The organism is Sporosarcina sp. AD_1, assembly GCF_057373025.1.
The window spans coordinates 114,758-130,944 of record NZ_JBPVIR010000004.1 but is presented as its reverse complement, the minus strand read 5'-3'; the positions used below and the strand labels follow the sequence as shown (position 1 = coordinate 130,944).

The 16,187-nt window shown below is 41.6% G+C and carries 14 protein-coding genes; 13 read left to right on the top strand and 1 reads right to left on the bottom strand.

The window, feature by feature from the left end; genetic code table 11:
- Genes ACSW3C_RS09175 through ACSW3C_RS09130 form a run of 10 tightly spaced genes read left to right on the top strand, consistent with a single transcriptional unit; the run spans position 1 to position 9,874 of the window.
- A complete protein-coding gene (locus ACSW3C_RS09175) occupies positions 1–1,236 on the top strand; it encodes an AGE family epimerase/isomerase (RefSeq protein ID WP_486562249.1) in 1,236 nt (411 codons plus the stop codon).
- Positions 1,233–2,480, top strand: a complete 1,248-nt coding sequence (locus ACSW3C_RS09170) for a hypothetical protein (RefSeq protein WP_486562248.1) — start codon at positions 1,233–1,235, stop codon at positions 2,478–2,480. The genes ACSW3C_RS09175 and ACSW3C_RS09170 overlap by 4 nt, the downstream gene beginning before the upstream one ends.
- The gene (locus ACSW3C_RS09165; RefSeq protein WP_486562247.1) at positions 2,464–3,231 is read left to right on the top strand and encodes a glucosamine-6-phosphate deaminase; all 768 of its coding nucleotides are present in this window, start codon (positions 2,464–2,466) and stop codon (positions 3,229–3,231) included. Before ACSW3C_RS09170 ends, ACSW3C_RS09165 begins: the two co-directional genes overlap by 17 nt.
- Positions 3,228–4,373: an N-acetylglucosamine-6-phosphate deacetylase gene (locus tag ACSW3C_RS09160; RefSeq protein WP_486562246.1), complete on the top strand. Its 1,146-nt coding sequence runs from the start codon at positions 3,228–3,230 to the stop codon at positions 4,371–4,373. The genes ACSW3C_RS09165 and ACSW3C_RS09160 overlap by 4 nt, the downstream gene beginning before the upstream one ends.
- 8 nt (positions 4,374–4,381) lie before the next feature.
- On the top strand, positions 4,382–5,125 hold the full coding sequence (locus ACSW3C_RS09155) for a sugar isomerase domain-containing protein (protein ID WP_486562245.1): 744 nt from the start codon (positions 4,382–4,384) through the stop codon (positions 5,123–5,125).
- A gap of 51 nt (positions 5,126–5,176) precedes the next feature.
- Complete coding sequence (locus ACSW3C_RS09150) at positions 5,177–6,319, top strand: ROK family protein (RefSeq protein WP_486562244.1); 1,143 nt, start codon at positions 5,177–5,179, stop codon at positions 6,317–6,319.
- A 25-nt stretch (positions 6,320–6,344) separates the two neighbouring features.
- On the top strand, positions 6,345–7,400 hold the full coding sequence (gene uxuA / locus ACSW3C_RS09145; protein WP_486562243.1) for a mannonate dehydratase: 1,056 nt from the start codon (positions 6,345–6,347) through the stop codon (positions 7,398–7,400).
- Complete coding sequence (locus ACSW3C_RS09140; protein ID WP_486562242.1) at positions 7,397–8,227, top strand: SDR family oxidoreductase; 831 nt, start codon at positions 7,397–7,399, stop codon at positions 8,225–8,227. Before uxuA ends, ACSW3C_RS09140 begins: the two co-directional genes overlap by 4 nt.
- A 14-nt stretch (positions 8,228–8,241) precedes the next feature.
- The gene (locus ACSW3C_RS09135; protein ID WP_486562241.1) at positions 8,242–8,880 is read left to right on the top strand and encodes a bifunctional 2-keto-4-hydroxyglutarate aldolase/2-keto-3-deoxy-6-phosphogluconate aldolase; all 639 of its coding nucleotides are present in this window, start codon (positions 8,242–8,244) and stop codon (positions 8,878–8,880) included.
- A complete protein-coding gene (locus tag ACSW3C_RS09130; protein WP_486562240.1) occupies positions 8,873–9,874 on the top strand; it encodes a sugar kinase in 1,002 nt (333 codons plus the stop codon). The genes ACSW3C_RS09135 and ACSW3C_RS09130 overlap by 8 nt, the downstream gene beginning before the upstream one ends.
- A gap of 98 nt (positions 9,875–9,972) precedes the next feature.
- On the opposite strand, the gene ACSW3C_RS09125 is transcribed toward ACSW3C_RS09130, so the two are convergent.
- Complete coding sequence (locus ACSW3C_RS09125) at positions 9,973–10,275, bottom strand: hypothetical protein (protein ID WP_486562239.1); 303 nt, start codon at positions 10,273–10,275, stop codon at positions 9,973–9,975.
- 752 nt (positions 10,276–11,027) lie between these two features.
- Here ACSW3C_RS09125 and ACSW3C_RS09120 point away from each other — a divergent pair.
- From ACSW3C_RS09120 to ACSW3C_RS09110, 3 genes are all read left to right on the top strand, one after another.
- Positions 11,028–12,005: a helix-turn-helix transcriptional regulator gene (locus ACSW3C_RS09120; protein ID WP_486562238.1), complete on the top strand. Its 978-nt coding sequence runs from the start codon at positions 11,028–11,030 to the stop codon at positions 12,003–12,005.
- A gap of 427 nt (positions 12,006–12,432) precedes the next feature.
- Positions 12,433–13,920 (top strand): dynamin family protein, encoded by a 1,488-nt coding sequence (locus ACSW3C_RS09115; RefSeq protein ID WP_486562237.1) that lies wholly within the window; start codon positions 12,433–12,435, stop codon positions 13,918–13,920.
- Complete coding sequence (locus tag ACSW3C_RS09110; RefSeq protein ID WP_486562236.1) at positions 13,917–16,184, top strand: dynamin family protein; 2,268 nt, start codon at positions 13,917–13,919, stop codon at positions 16,182–16,184. Before ACSW3C_RS09115 ends, ACSW3C_RS09110 begins: the two co-directional genes overlap by 4 nt.
- Positions 16,185–16,187: the final 3 nt, after the last annotated feature.

Here is a 16,187-nt window from a genome sequence, read left to right as displayed (position 1 = left end):
ATGGATCGGAAAGCACTATCAGACTTTTACACGTTTCAACTAACCACCAGTTTCATACCTTTTTGGGAATCAAAAATGGATTTGGACCATGGAGGCGTTTTCTCTTGCATCCAAAATGATATCGATAAGATTAGCAGCCAAAATAAGTATATATGGTCTCAAGGGAGATTCTTATGGATTGCGAGTAAGCTGCTGGAGAACAAGGAACGGTATCACTTGAGTAACAGATGGAGCAAGTGTGCCGATAAGACGTATGCGTTTTTGCGAAAGCACGCCATGATGCCCAATGGTCATATTGTGAATGCTGTAAAAAAAGATGGAACCCATTTAGATGATGAGATGGATAATAGCATCTTTGCAGATTGCTTTTATGTACTTGGGTGTAACGCCTATGCACAGTATAAAGATGACCTTGCAATTTATGAACATGCCAAACATGTTTATTGGCAGATTAAGAGAAGAATAGAAGAGGGGATGTTTAAGTCAGAACCCTACCCAATTCCGGAAGGTTTTCACTCACACTCTATCCCGATGATCATGATTAATGTTGCCGATGAGCTATACAGCTCATCGGTAAAGTTTAATGATTCTGAGCGCGAGGAGCTCCAAGAAGAAGTGAAAACACTGTTCATGGAGATTGTCCAGCTGCATATAAAAGGAAAACGAATAGTTGAAATGCTGCCGTCACGGCAAGAAGACACAGATACGTTACTCTTTCGGCATATCAACCCGGGACATACGCTAGAGTGCCTTTGGTTTTTACATGAGGCACTCAAGCATTTTCCGGTGGAAGACCAACCTATATTGTTACAAGGTTTTAAGAGTTTAGTGAAAGAGACGCTTGATATTGGATGGGATAATGAGTATGGCGGACTGTTGCGTTTTGTCGATGTGGACGGTGGCATCCCGAAAGGAAGACTGATAGATGACCGTTTCGAGCAACTGATATTGGATACTTGGGATACGAAGCTTTGGTGGCCGCATTCGGAAGCACTTTATACAGTGTTGTTGTATAATGTCCATTCTCCTGACAAGGAATTAGAACGCTGGTATGAAAAGCTTGAACACTTTTGCTTCAAGACGTTTCCGTCCCCTGACGGACGTGAATGGATCCAAATACGCAACCGCGCAGGCGAACCAATTCGTAAAACAGTTGCATTGCCGGTAAAGGATCCCTTCCATATAATGCGAAACTTCATCAAGATCATTGATTTGGTTGAAGGCGAGCTGGAATGAAACTGACCGTAAAGGAAGTCGACATCACTCCTTCAACCCCTATATATTTATCGGGATTCGCACATCGAAATGTTCCTACGGAAACCGTATACGCCCCTATTTTCCTGAAAATTTTTTATTTCGTTTCCGCTGAAAGCAAGCTGTTGCTTTTCATTGCTGACTTGATATGGTGGGATGATCAGTTCGTTGACGAAATCGCTACCAACTTACATGCTGATTTTGGTATTGAGCGGAAAGATATATGCTTCCATGCCACCCATAATCATTCTGGACCGCAAACAACGAACAAGTTTAGTCAGAAACTTGGAATAATGGATAAGAAATACTTGGAATACTTAAATGACACGATTCTGAAAAGTACACATGATTTATTTTTAGAAGAAGGCGAACCTGTCACTGTAGAGATTTATAAAGGGTGTTCGGATATAGGTATTTATCGTAGGAAGAAACACGAAGGCATTGTTGTTATGAAACCTAATATCAGCATACAAATTGATGATGAAGTAACTTTTATCTCTTTCATTGGCAGGGATGGAATGTTGAGGGCAGGTTTGATTCACTTCACTTGTCACCCGACAAGTACAGATATAAATGAAATTTCAAGTGAATATGTGGGAGTTTGCTGCCAAAAACTAAGTAGCCATTTTGGTGGAGCACCGATTGCTTTCTTGCAAGGCTTTGCAGGAGATGTCCGTCCTAACCTCGTGGCGCAAGATGATTTTTTCAGAGGCACTGCAAGCCACATGGAAGAGTTGGGAGAACGGCTGGCGAATGACGTTATCCATCTTATGGCACAGTCGCCACATCAGTTCTCCGAATTTACGTTGGAAACTTCATTCGATTTCCTTCCAGTGTACTTTGATACGAGCATTGAAAAATGCTCAGATTCAATTTTGTATGATGAATGGAGAAGGTCGACGAATAGTACAACTGGCGTTCGTTGTTTAAGCATCCAAAAGATCATGCTCAATGAACATATCACCTTTCTGTGCTGTAATGCTGAGATGGTCCATTCATATGGGTTGTATGCCAAACAATACGGATCAATTGTATTGCCTGTCGGTTACAGTAACGGCATGATCGGGTATATCGCGAATGATTGCCAATTGATCAATGGAGGGTATGAGGCTGAGCAGTCTATCTACTACTTCAATTTGAAAGGCAAGCTTAGGATAGGCAGTCAAACATTGATTGAGAAAAAACTGAAAGAGATTATGGGAGGTCACAATGAAAACAATAGATGAAGGAAGAAAGGATCTGCTAGATTATAAAGTGTTTGCCAATAGAGATGCTATGGGTGCCTATTCAGCAGCTATCGCAACAAATAAAATCAAAAATGTACTGAAAGAGAAAGAGGAAGTGCGAATTATTTTTGCTTCTGCACCATCCCAAAATGAATTTTTGAAGCATTTAACAGCTGCTGATGGAATAGATTGGTCGCGAGTTGTAGGATTCCATATGGACGAGTACATTGGACTTGCTGAAAAGTCTGACCAGTGGTTTAAAAATTACATTGAGACCCATTTGCTCGCTAAAGTGAAAATGAAGAAATTTCATTTTATTGATGGTACAAAAGATCCGGAAGTGATGATGGAAGAGTATGGTTCGCTTTTAGCTGAAGGATCAATTGACCTCGTCTGTTTAGGGGTAGGGGAGAATGGCCATATCGCATTCAATGATCCACCTGTTGCAGATTTCAATGATCCCTTTACTATTAAAAAGGTCGAACTTGACCAATTCAGCCGACAACAGCAAGTGAACGACGGGTGCTTTAATACACTGGTGGAAGTACCAACTCATGCATTGACACTTACGATTCCCGCTTTACTTAAAGGAGATCTATTAGTTTGTACTGTTCCCGGTGCGACCAAACGCTCAGCAATCCGGAAAGTTTTACAGGATCCAATTTCGACGGCTTGTCCCGCGACTATTTTGAGGACGCACAAAAATGCTTGCTTGGTATGCGATGCGGATGCCTATGGAGATTTCCAATGACGATAATCCAAGGAAACATTTTGGAGGACGGCAACAGGTCAATAGAGATTACTGTTGCTGAAGGCTTCATAAAAGAAATTTCGGAAATTGCGTATGATCAATCGCTACCGTATGTCACGCCGGGTTTAGTCGATCTGCAGATTAATGGATATAAGAATATAGACTTTAATAATGATCCGTTAACACCTGCACAATGGAAAACGATCGTCTGCGAATTAGCGCAAGTTGGTGTGACGACATTCTATCCAACTATTATAACCAATAGTATTAGCAACTTATTGCGAATTTTTGAAGGGAACCTGGAATCATTAAAGAGTGATCCGGATGTTCTCAAATATATTGGGGGATTCCATTTGGAAGGGCCGTATTTGTCAAAAGAAGATGGTCCTCGAGGAGCGCATGCCAAGGAATTTATCAAACAGCCTGATTGGGAAGAGTTCCTGTTGCTTCAGCAAAAAGCGGAGGGCTCCATAAAAATAGTAACTCTATCCCCTGAATGGTATGGGGTCGATTATTTCATTAATAATGCGACGAAGTCAGGAGTTAAAGTGGCTATCGGTCATACGGCCTCCAATACGGACCAGATTAAAAGAGCAGTTCAGTCGGGTGCGGTAATTTCGACACACTTGGGGAATGGCGCGCATGTATTCTTGCCACGGCATCCCAATTATATATGGGATCAATTGGCGGAAACTAATTTATGGGCAACAGTAATAGCTGACGGGTACCATCTGCCTGATAATGTATTACGCGTGATCCAGGAAGTTAAGAAGGACAAGATGGTGTTAATAAGTGATAGCGTAGCACTAGCCGGTATGCCTGCGGGTGATTATGTAACGGCAGTTGGTGGTAAAGTGACACTTACGGAAGAAGGACGTCTTCATTTGAAAGATAATCCTGATCTTCTTGCCGGTTCAGCACAAAGTCTTTGGGAAAGCATCCAGCATTACGTTGATAGCGGACTCGGAAGTATGGCGGATGCAATTCGACGTGGATCCAATTACCCGTCTAAATTGATGGGGCTGCCACAACAGAGAGGCATAGCTATCGGAGCGCCTGCGGACCTAATGACAATCCGGCAGGACGAAGAGTGCTGGAGAATTGAATCTGTGTACAAAAACGGAGAACGGGTGAACTCATGACTAGTTTAATGTTGCAGTATTATGAGGAAGTCAATCGGTACCTGAAAGAAATAGTGGCTGATGAACAGGAAAACATACTAAAGGCAGCCAAGATATTAGCAAAACATGTAAAAGAAGATAGGGTCTTTTTTGTTTACGGACCAGGAGGACATTCTAATCTGGCGGCCCAAGAAGTTTTTTTCAGGGCGGGTGGTCTTATGCATGCGAGTGCAATTCTGGATGAAGGCACTTTGCTTAGTGGGGGAGCCCTGCGTTCAATGGCTATTGAAAGGACACCGGGGTATGGCCGGATTGTGATTAATGATTATAATCTCAAAAAAGGAGATTTGCTGATCATTGTTAATGCCTATGGAATAAATGCTGCTACGATAGATGCTGCCTTGGAGGCGAAGGAGAGGGGAGTTTTCGTTATTGGTGTCAGCTCGCTAAATCATGCAACTGAGACGCCAGAAAATCACCCGGCCCGCCATCCGTCCAAGATGAATCTTCATGATGTCGCTGATATAAGCATTGATTCCAAGGTAAAGGTTGGAGATGCGGTCATGAGTATTGAGGGGCAAGAGCAAAAGGTAGGTGCAATCTCTACATTCGTCAACGCTTTCATACTAAATAGCGTAGTCATCGAAGCTGTACAACTGCTGGCGGACGAAGGAATCAGCCCGCCAATCTGGAAAAGCGGAAATGCAACCGGTGGGGATGAATGGAACAACCAATTTATTAACAGATTTAAAGGGAAAATAAAAAAACTATGAAAATAATATATAATGGAAGGAGTTGATTGATATCGGATAGGAGACTAAATGATGATAAAAGGTACCGGCCTATTACGGGAAAAGAATAAAAGAACGTTACTGTCTCATGTACGAAAGCTTGGTGAGACGTCTAGGCAAGAATTAGTGAAAATGATGAATGTGAGTAAAAATACAGTATCACTTATTGTAGATGAAATGATAAAAGAAAATATACTTGTGGAGAAAGGAATTAAAGAGCCAGGCAGGAAAGGCAGACCCCGAATTAGAATTCAAATCAATCGGGATAGCTACCGGGCTGTCGGATTTTCTGTCAGTAAGTATAACTTGCATTATATTGTTGTTAACTATTATGGAGAACAAGTTGAACAACAAACCTTTGTCGTCGATGGTTCGTCTTCCGAACTTGTAGTAGATATGATTTATGATCTAACGCGGGATCTAATCAGGCGCTATGAAACGTTGATCGGAATTGGAATTGGGATACCTGGAATCGTTGATGTGAATCAGAAGATCGTATTGACATCCACCCCTTTGAATTGGCGCGAAGTGAAGTTTTCTAAGTTTGAACAATTAGGTGTTCCCGTGCATCTTCATAACAGTGTAAATATGGGGGCATTGGATGCCATTAATAGGAACGGCCTTGCAGAAGGCGATGAGACATTTTACATTCGGATTGGTGAAGGGGTAGGCGGAGCATATATTTATGAAAAAGAAATTGTGAACGGGTCAAGTTGGACTGCCGGGGAGATTGGTCACTTATCGATTGAAGCGACAAAAGATCGTTGTAAGTGCGGCCAGTATGGTTGTCTTGAAATGTTGATCAATCATGTTTCCTTTTTGGAAAAGCTCGCACATACCGAGCACAGGATTCCAAAAGAGAAAGAAAACATAACGTTCTCAGAAGAAATCCTCCAATCTAAACCGATTCAATCTATTGTTGAACAATATGGATATTATTTGGGGAAGGCCATCGTTCAAATTATTCATATAATAAACCCGAAACACATTTTAATCGATTCGTCTTACAGTGTTTTTCCGCAGTTCATGGACAGTTGCAATAAGACAGTGCAACAAAATGCATTGAGAGCATCTACTCGAAATATGTCAATAACATACGAGAAAAAAAGAAGCGAGCTTTATAGGGGTGCAGCATTATATTCAATTTTATATTATGAGCAAATGTTTGATCATTGATTAAAGGAATGGGGAGGGATTAGCTTTGAAAATGAGTTTCAGATGGTACGGGAAAGAGGATCCGATCAGTCTGGCCGACATTAAACAGATACCTAATATGACAGGTATCGTGACGGCCATCTATGATATTCCGGCAGGGGAAATATGGCCGGTCGATCGTATCCGCGAATTAAAAGAGGCAGTCGAAAGCCAAGGACTGGAGATTTCAATTATCGAGAGTGTTCCGGTGCATGAAGATATAAAAATGGGTTCAGCGAAGCGAGATCACTGGATAGCGAACTACCAGCAGACCATACGTAATTTGGCTTCTGTCGGAATCTATCGAATCTGTTATAATTTTATGCCAGTTTTTGATTGGACGAGAACCTCTTTAAACGCCCCATTGCCGGACGGCTCTAATTCTCTTGCTTACGATGAGGATATGGTGAAGAATATCGATCCGCTTAACGGAGAGCTCGTTCTGCCAGGGTGGGATTTATCGTACCAGAAAGAGGACTTGCGGAGAATCATGGATATCTATAAGGAGATGTCCGAGCATCAGCTATTCGAGAACCTGAAGTATTTTTTGGAACAAGTCATTCCTGTCGCTGAAGAGGAAAAGGTGTATATGGCTATTCATCCTGACGACCCGCCATGGCCGATTTTTGGCTTGCCCCGAGTTGTTACCAACAAGCATTCGATAGAGAAGATACTGAGTAGTGTGGACAGCGTATACAATGGAATCACGTTTTGCACAGGATCGTATGGGGCTGATCAGGACAATGATCTATGTGAAATGATTGAAGTGGCAAAGGGAAGAATTCACTTTGTTCATGCGAGGAATATCAAATGGACCGGAAAAAAATCATTTCAGGAAACGTCCCATTTATCAAGAGATGGATCTCTTGATATGGTAGGCATTCTTAAGAAGTTGGTCGAAGTTGCATTTGACGGACCAATCCGACCGGATCATGGAAGGATGATTTGGGAAGAGAAGGGCCGACCTGGATATGGCTTATATGACCGGGCATTGGGCGCGACCTATCTCAACGGAGTAATAGATACCATCCAACATCATTCTATAGAAGGTGATGAAGGATGAAAGAATTTGATTTTTCAAAAGAGGTTGTTGTGGTGACTGGTGGCAGTGGCGTCATTGGAAGTGCGATATGCAGGCGATTGGCAAAAGCGGGAGCTCGTGTCGCGATCTTAGCCAGAAATGCGGAGAAAATCGATAAATTGGTTGGCGACATCAGACATTCAGGAGGAGTTGCTGAAGGTTACTCCGTAGATGTTCTGGACTCGGACCGACTGCTTGAGGTCAAGGAAAAAATTGTACAAGACCTTGGTGAATGTACAATATTGGTTAATGGGGCAGGCGGAAATCACCCCATGGCAACTACCTCTGATGAATTTTTTAGCTTAGACCCGACAGAAAGGGATTTCTTCCACTTGGACGGAAAATCGATCGGACAACTGTTTGACTTGAATTTTCTTGGAACCCTGTTGCCAACGCAAGTCTTTGCCAAAGACATGGCGAAGCGACAAAGGGGTACAATCTTGAATATTTCCTCGATGAATGCGTACATACCATTAACGAAAATACCTGCTTACAGCGGTGCAAAGGCAGCTATCAGCAATTTTACGCAATGGTTGGCCGTTTATTTTTCGAAAACAAATATTCGAGTAAATGCAATTGCGCCTGGCTTTTTCCTTACGGATCAAAATCGTTCCCTATTGCTGAAAGAGGATGGCGAATTATCAGAGCGAGCTCAAAAAATTATTGGTCAAACTCCTATGGGTCGCTTTGGTGAGCCGGAAGAATTACTAGGGGCCGTTCTCTGGCTTTTGAATGAACAGGCTTCCAGCTTTGTTACGGGTGTAGTCATTCCGATTGATGGGGGATTTTCAGCATATAGTGGAGTTTAGCGAGGAGGGGTACTATGCAACGCTGCCAAACATTGAACAAATTAGTTGACTCTAGACTTGCGGTTGTTATCCGCAGTCAATCCGTCGAAGAAGGAGAAATGATTGCAGACGCATGCGTCGCCGGAGGGATTCAGTCCTTGGAAGTAACCTTTACGATCCCGAACGCAACCCAATTACTCGTAGCTTTACGAGGGAAATATGCGGACGTATTGATCGGGGCTGGAAGTGTGCTTGATAGCGAAACAGCGCGCATGGCCATCGTTGCGGGTGCAGAATTCATCGTTAGTCCTTCCTTCGACAAGAACGTTGCCAAGCTTTGCAATAGGTATGGAATCCTATACATACCAGGCTGCATGACTATCAACGAAATAGTTGCCGCCTTGCAATATGGCGCATCGCTAGTGAAGTTGTTTCCTGCTGACGAATGTAAGCCGTCTTATATTAAAAACATCAAAGGTCCACTTCCTCAAGTTTCAGTAATGCCTACCGGCGGAGTGAACATTGATAATGTAACGGATTGGCTGAAAGCGGGTGCTTCCTTAGTAGGGGTAGGGGGAGAAATCACTAGACCGATTCAAGATAGAAACAGTGAACAGATTACTGTAAATGCACGAGATTTTCTGTCGAAAATTGAGGATTATTTCCATGGGTAAAGTCGTCACGTTCGGTGAGGTTCTAATGAGACTTACTCCCCCAGCTAACAAACGTATTAGCCAGACTGGTTGTTTCGATGTGCATTTTGGAGGAGCCGAAGCGAATGTTGCCTCTAATTTGTCCAACTTTGGCCATAATGCAATATTAATTACATCAGTACCGAGTCATTCAGTTGGCGAAGCTGCTATGAAGCATTTGCTATCTTTACGAATCGATACGTCGTTTGTCCAACGTGGTGAGGGAAGGCTTGGCATTTATTATTATGAAGCTGGGCATTCATTGAAACAGGCAGAGGTTATCTATGATCGGCAAGGATCTGTAATCCAATCGATAGATGAAGAAGAAGTGAACTGGGATCTCTTGCTAGAAGGGGCCGATTTGTTTCATTTGACTGGAATAACGCTTGCACTAGGACCGTCGGTACGTCGTTTTGCCTGGAGAGCACTAGAGGAAGTGAAACAGAGAGGAATTCCAGTTAGCTTTGATTTTAACTATAGGAGCTCTCTTTGGTCGATTGAAGAAGCGAAGGCTGAGTTTTTAAAGGCGTTGCCGTATGTCTCAATCTGCTTTGCGGGATACAAAGATTTCCGTACGAGTTTTGAACTGGACGGTCCAGACGACTTTAACGAAGAAAGATTGAAAGACTTTTTTAAGATTGCAGCTGAGCGATATGATATGAATGTGATTGCTTGTACGAATCGAAAGATCTATCAATCAGATGATCACGAGCTACAAGGATTTATGCATATCGATGGCCGGACAGTTCAGACAAACCCTTATCGTTTTTCTACGGTTGACCGAATTGGGGGCGGTGACGCATTTGCGAGCGGAATACTACACGGTTTATTAACAGATAAACATGCAGAAGATACTGTTAGATTCGGAATTGCGTCTGCGATATTAAAACATTTTGCGCCAGGTGATGTGAGTCCATATAGTGAAGATGATGTCGAACGTTTCATCCAATCTCCTATTGGGGATGTGTTTAGATAGGTATGCAGGGGATTTAATCCGTCTGCATCGTGCTTGATCTCGATAACTTGAAGACTATTAACAAGCATCCCGCCAAAATGGCTGGGATGCTTTACATCTTACTTCAAATCAATTGTAACCTGATGTTTTTCCTCGAAATCTTCGTCATCCCAAGAGAAAATATAAAGGATCATTTCAAGGTTTTCCTCAAGCGCAGGCAGGTCACCATCATAGTTTTGAATGGTAAGAACTGCGTCAGCCTTTTTGCCGCCGGACACCTCTGTGCTCATATTAAGCATTGAGTCATCTACCATTTTTCCATCAGCGGATACTTCCCGTGCCTGGACTTCAATAGTATCTTGTCGTTTATTCTCCACTTCAAAGTTTACTAGAAACTTTTCTTCGTTCCATTCTTTGTCCACTACTTTTTCTACATTCAGTAAAGTTACCTTCACATTTTCCGTGTCTGCGATGGCTTAATTCAACTCTTTCTTTTGGTTGTCATCTGCAGTTTCATCCGTTGCATCGGTCTTTTGGGTTTTCTCTTCCCCTGAAGCGGATATGATCTCTTTTTCCGAAGAGCTTGATGTGCTGCTGCAAGCTCCAAGCAAGAGCAATAGAGCATCCGTGGATAGACTGATAAGTTTCTTAATTCGTAGCACTCCTATGTATGTTTATCGCATTCTTAATATGTAAATGCCTTCTAATTTTAGTGAATAAAGCAAGTGATATTAAATGTAATTATTGTATTTACCGCATAATGTTTCTAACTTTTTTTATTAAAACTACATGTTTACATTCCCTTCTATTTACCATTTCTGCTACCCCAGGTAATTAATTCATGATAAACTGCTAGTATCATAGAGAGAGTGGGTGTGCACGCTCTCTAAGGTTCATGGCGAAAATGGAATATGACCTTGTCGAGAAGTTTGTGATGTCATGGACGAAATTGCATCACCTGAAATAGGAGAAGGTTTCTGTATAGGTGTAATAAATTCTCGAAGATATTGCTAAATCATACGACAGCATGGGGAAAAAATATCATACCGAATAGGAAGTTTAAAAGAAGTTTCTTACTAAATAAGAAACATTAATTGGGAAATATTAATTATTAATGGAAGCTGTGCTTTTCATGAAATCAAATAGAAGAAGAAAAAATGGAGGAAGTCAAAAGGTGAAATATAGTTCAAGAACAAGGCTATTGGAGCTTGTACGGATCATGCAACAGCATTCCGAAGAGAATCATCCGCTAACATTAAATCAGATTGTCGACTTCTACCCACCGGAGGTTGATATTAACCGCGCCACTATTAAATCAGATCTTGACGAGTTAGTAACGTTTCGCTGGTTCCGCATACATCAGCTGATGCGGAACGGCTTGGAGACGTTATATTGGTACGATGGTGTGGGTTTGAAGCCACATGAACTAAGACTGTTAGTCGATGCTGTTATGGCGGCGAGGTTCATTCCTCCGGACGAGAGTGTCAATTTAGTTAATTCCTTGAAGCAGTTTGCCGGTGTTCGGATAGCAGAAGAAATGGATAAGCAAATCTTTGTTGCTGAGGACGATGGCGTTGCGATGAAGGGGATCGGAGACATTGTGCACCTTCTTCATGAGGCGATTCATCATTTAAACGTCATACAGTTTCAATACGGGAAATACAATACGGATAAAGAATTCGTGTTAAATCGCAGTGGTAGCTTCTATTTGATGAAACCTTATGCGCTTGTATGGAGCAATGACTTTTACTATTTAATAGCGGAACCGCTTGATGGCGAGGGAATGAAGCACTTTCGAATCGATCGAATGCGTAATTTGATGGTACAAGACAAACGTTTTGCGCGAGTCCCATTTGATGTGAACCAATATTTACAGAAATTATTTCATATGTACGCAGGTAAGGAAATAAATATGGAAGTAGAGTTCGATAATCATTTAATCAATGTTGTTATTGATAAGTTTGGCACGAAGGCTGATATTAGGCCATTATCGGATGGCAGATTCAAATTATTTACAAAAGCGGTGTACGGTGATGGACTTGTCAGGTGGCTTCTGACATGGGGTAGCGATGCAGAGGTGCTTCACCCGCCAGAACTCGTAATCCGCATGAAAGAGGAAGCTGAAAAACTATACAATCTATATTTTCACTGACCCTATTGAAATTTCAGTAGGGTCAATTTTTTTTATGGAATAGAATAGAGGAAAGAGGTAAGGAGTGAGGGAAAGGAGTTTGGACATAAATCGGAGATAAAAAAACTGATTGCTATCAGTGAGTATGTAAACCTAGGCAAGAAAATTTTGAGAAATGATGGTTCGTAGGTAAGGAAAAGAGTTGGATGTTGCTAAGTAAGCGATTTTTGATAATAGTTCCTATGGTAAATAAAATCATTAGAGGATGTATATTCTATAAAATAACATCTTCGAATTCTTTTGTATCTCCTATTTAGGTAATATATAATGGGTTTAATGGGACTTAAATACCCCTAAACACCTAAAATATATCTATTTCATAGGGAGGGTCGAATATACCTAAAAGCGAGTGAGCCAAGCAGATTACTTAGTTAGGAGACAAGTTTATATGTATCAATTGGATGAAAAAGAGCAATTCCACTACAAAAGGTGCACGTTGTTTAGTGAAAACCATCCGATTTGCACCGAAAATTATATAACGAAATACCATTATTTTACGCTCTTGTATGCTGTCCTTGAATCGGATCGGGAATTTTTACCGTTTCTAAACGTAACGATGAAAGTTTATCAACATCATTTTGGCATTACGGAAGAAGATTATGTAAAAGTAGCGAGTGGCGAGGCAACGAATACGACTGGTGACATCACCGATCAATTAAAGGCAATTCGTAAAAACTATTATTCATTTAGTCGTTGGAGATTGTATAAGCGAACTTATAAATATATTTTCATCGTACATATTTTGCTATTGAATGAATCTGTCCAAAGCACGAAGTTATTTCAAGAGATCAAAGTCTACTTGAACATCAAGGAAGAAGTGTTTAACGACCTCCTTTCATACGTCCAACAGTTGAATCAAGGGGAAATAGGCAATGCTAATCATATACTAATGGGGCATAAGGAATTGGAGAGACTGGCATATTTCTCTGAAGAGCTCAATAAACAGGCTATAGCACACGAGGACACTGGTCCTGAACTACTCGTCGTTGCAACGATGAGTGCGGGAAAATCGACGTTCATTAACAGTATTGTTGGTAAAGATCTGCTCCCGAGTAAGAACGAGGCTTGTACGGCAAAGGTAATTTCTTTGACGAACCGAGTCGGCTTGCCATTTTATATCGGATACAACACTGGTGGGCTAAAAGAGTTTGATAGTTTCGTTGACCAAGAACGGCTTTCGAAATGGAATGAAGATGATAAGGAAATGGGGATTTATTTAGAGGGTCAGTTTTCGACGTTTGTCCCTCTGAATTCGAATTTGACGATCGTAGACACACCCGGACCAAATAACTCCATGGATCGGCAGCATTCGGCTGAAACGTTGAAGTTATTAGCTGCAAAAGAAAACAGCCATATTTTTTATGTGTTGAATGCGGCGAACATGGCGACTGACGATGATCGGGCCCTGCTCCTTCAAGTATTGGGGCGTGTGCCAAAAGAGAAGTGGTCGAAAGAGATTACGTTCATCATTAACCGAATGGATGAAATTGATATGGAGATGGAAGAGTCAATCGATGGCGTAATCGAAAATGCGACAACTTATTTAACCTCACTAGGCATAAAAAATCCTAGAATCATTCCATATTCATCGAGGGCATCACTCTTGCTGCAAAAGTCTTTGCGTGAGGAAGATTTCACAAGAAAAGAAAGATTTGATATGGAGAATTATTTGGAACTTTATCAGGATGAAACGTATTCATTGGCGAAGCGTTCCACTGTGGAATGTATCGAAGCGCCAATGATTAAAGCTGCAATAGATAGAGAAAACGTCAAAATGGCGTTGGAGAATTGTGGTCTTTACTCGATTCTCCACTGTTTAAGACAGTTGACCGGCATTCCCCAACAAAATGGCGTAAAGGAGAACATTAGCATATGACGACGATTCGCATCAACTATAATCCATTTACGGTAGAAACGAATATTTTTTACAACGATGTAGACCTGACGGAAACCGGGTCGTTAACCCGATTTAAAAATGAACGATTCCAAGTGTGGGTTGAACAGATCATCCCGATTCTGGTCGATGAAATCCTTAACGAGGATACTTTTACGCTTGTGTTCCACGGTACAACCCCTGACTTTAATGACTTGGAGGAAGTTTGCAAGTTCAACAATGAAAATAATAGAACGAATATCCAACTAGAGCATATCCAAGCAAAAGAGACGGACGATAAAATTACGGAACTTGCGAAAATCGTCAAACATATGCAAAGAGGTCCCTTTGAATCACTGCGAAATGTGAAAATCCAGAAAGACTTTGAGAAGGCGATCAATTCTGAGTTTGAAATTGGTGTAATTGCGACGATGAGCTCTGGAAAGTCGACGTTGATCAATGCGTTGCTCGGTAAGGAATTGATGCCTTCAAAAAACGAGGCATGCACGGCGGTAATCGCGCAAATTAAGAACGAAAAGGAGCGCGAAGGATTTGTAGCGGCTTGCTATGATCGCACAGGAAATGAAATCATCACTGAGATGTCAATTACAGCTGAGCATATGGTGCAGTTCAATGAAAACGAGAATGTATCTACGATTAAAATTGCGGGAAATATCCCGGGAATCCAGTCTTATGATATGAACTTGGTACTTGTCGATACGCCAGGGCCGAACAACTCGATGAATTCAGCGCATAGAGATCATACATACCGCGTTATTAAAAATGACGCAAAACCAATGGTACTATACGTGCTGAACGGTACAAACCTAAGCACGGATGACGATAATACGTTACTAGCTGCTGTCGCGGAACAAATGCGGGTCGGTGGGAAGCAGTCGAAGGACCGGTTCATCTTTGCAGTGAATAAAGTCGATCAATTCGACCCTGACAAGGATGAGGATGTAGGAAGAATCCTTGAAAACGTCAAGGAATATTTGGAAAAGCACGGGATTCATAATCCAAATATTTTCCCGATTTCGGCAGAATTGGCGAAAGTGATTAGGATGCATCAAAGCGGAGAGAAATTGACGGCTAGGCAGAAAATGGCCTTGGGCGGTTCCATTCTGTTCATTGATGAACCGAAAATGCATTTAAGCCAATATAGTCCAATTAGCCGAGCTGCTAAAAAACATATTCAAGCAGCAATTAACAATGCGAAGGATGCTGATGATCTATACGGTGAGGCACTTTATCATACAGGAGTGCCATCGATTGAAGCAGCCATCAATGAATATTTGGAGAAATACGCATTGACATCCAAAATCTCGAATGCCATAGAGACATTCCAAAAGATTATTGAGGATCAGCAGATGACTCAAAAGTTGATGGAAGAGCTTGAACGCAATAATGAAGAGCGCAAGATCATGCATGAGCAAATGGTCCGAATTGAAAAGATCATCAAAGATGGCAATAAAGCATTGACATTAAAAACGAGAATTCAACAGCTAAATATCGATGTCACGGAGGATATCGAAAGGGTCCAAGGGAAAATTCAGCGAGAGCTGACGGCAGTGTCGAATGTGTTCAATGACTCCAAAATCACTAAATCAGACGCAAGCAATAAAATCGATAGAAGCAGGAAAAAAGTTGAAGCGTTGCAAAGTGACGTTCTCACAGATTTGGAGAAAATGACGAAGGACTATATGACGACGAGTGCTGAAAAGCTCATTGCGGAGTATAAATCGTATGTGACGGAGATTGTGGATCAAACGGGCATTGAATCGATGAAGTTCGATCAAGTGAAGCTATTAACAGCATCAATGCCTGATGCCAATGCAATCGTTGCCCAGCATACATTCTCGGAAGAGGTTGTCATTGGTACAAAGACTGTGCAAAACAGCAGCAAGAAATGGTACAAGCCATGGACATGGGGCCAATCAAAAACGTACGAGGTCGATGAATATGGCACTGTTGAATACGTGGATGGCGTAAAACTGAGGCATGAATTTATCGGTCCTGTCAAGCAGTCCTTGGAAGATAATATTCACAGAGCTATGGAACATCTGGAAGAGCAAAAAATGATTCTACGTAACGGTTTCATCAAGGAATTGGATCTTTTAAATAAGAAATTAAGTGAAAAAGTGGCTGAAATAAAAGAGCTGTCCGAAAACGAGAAATCATTGGCAGAACAAATCCAGCGAAACGAAGATAAGAAAAGATGGCTGGATGATCTGATTCATCGTTTAGATCATGTTTTGGAAATTTAATAC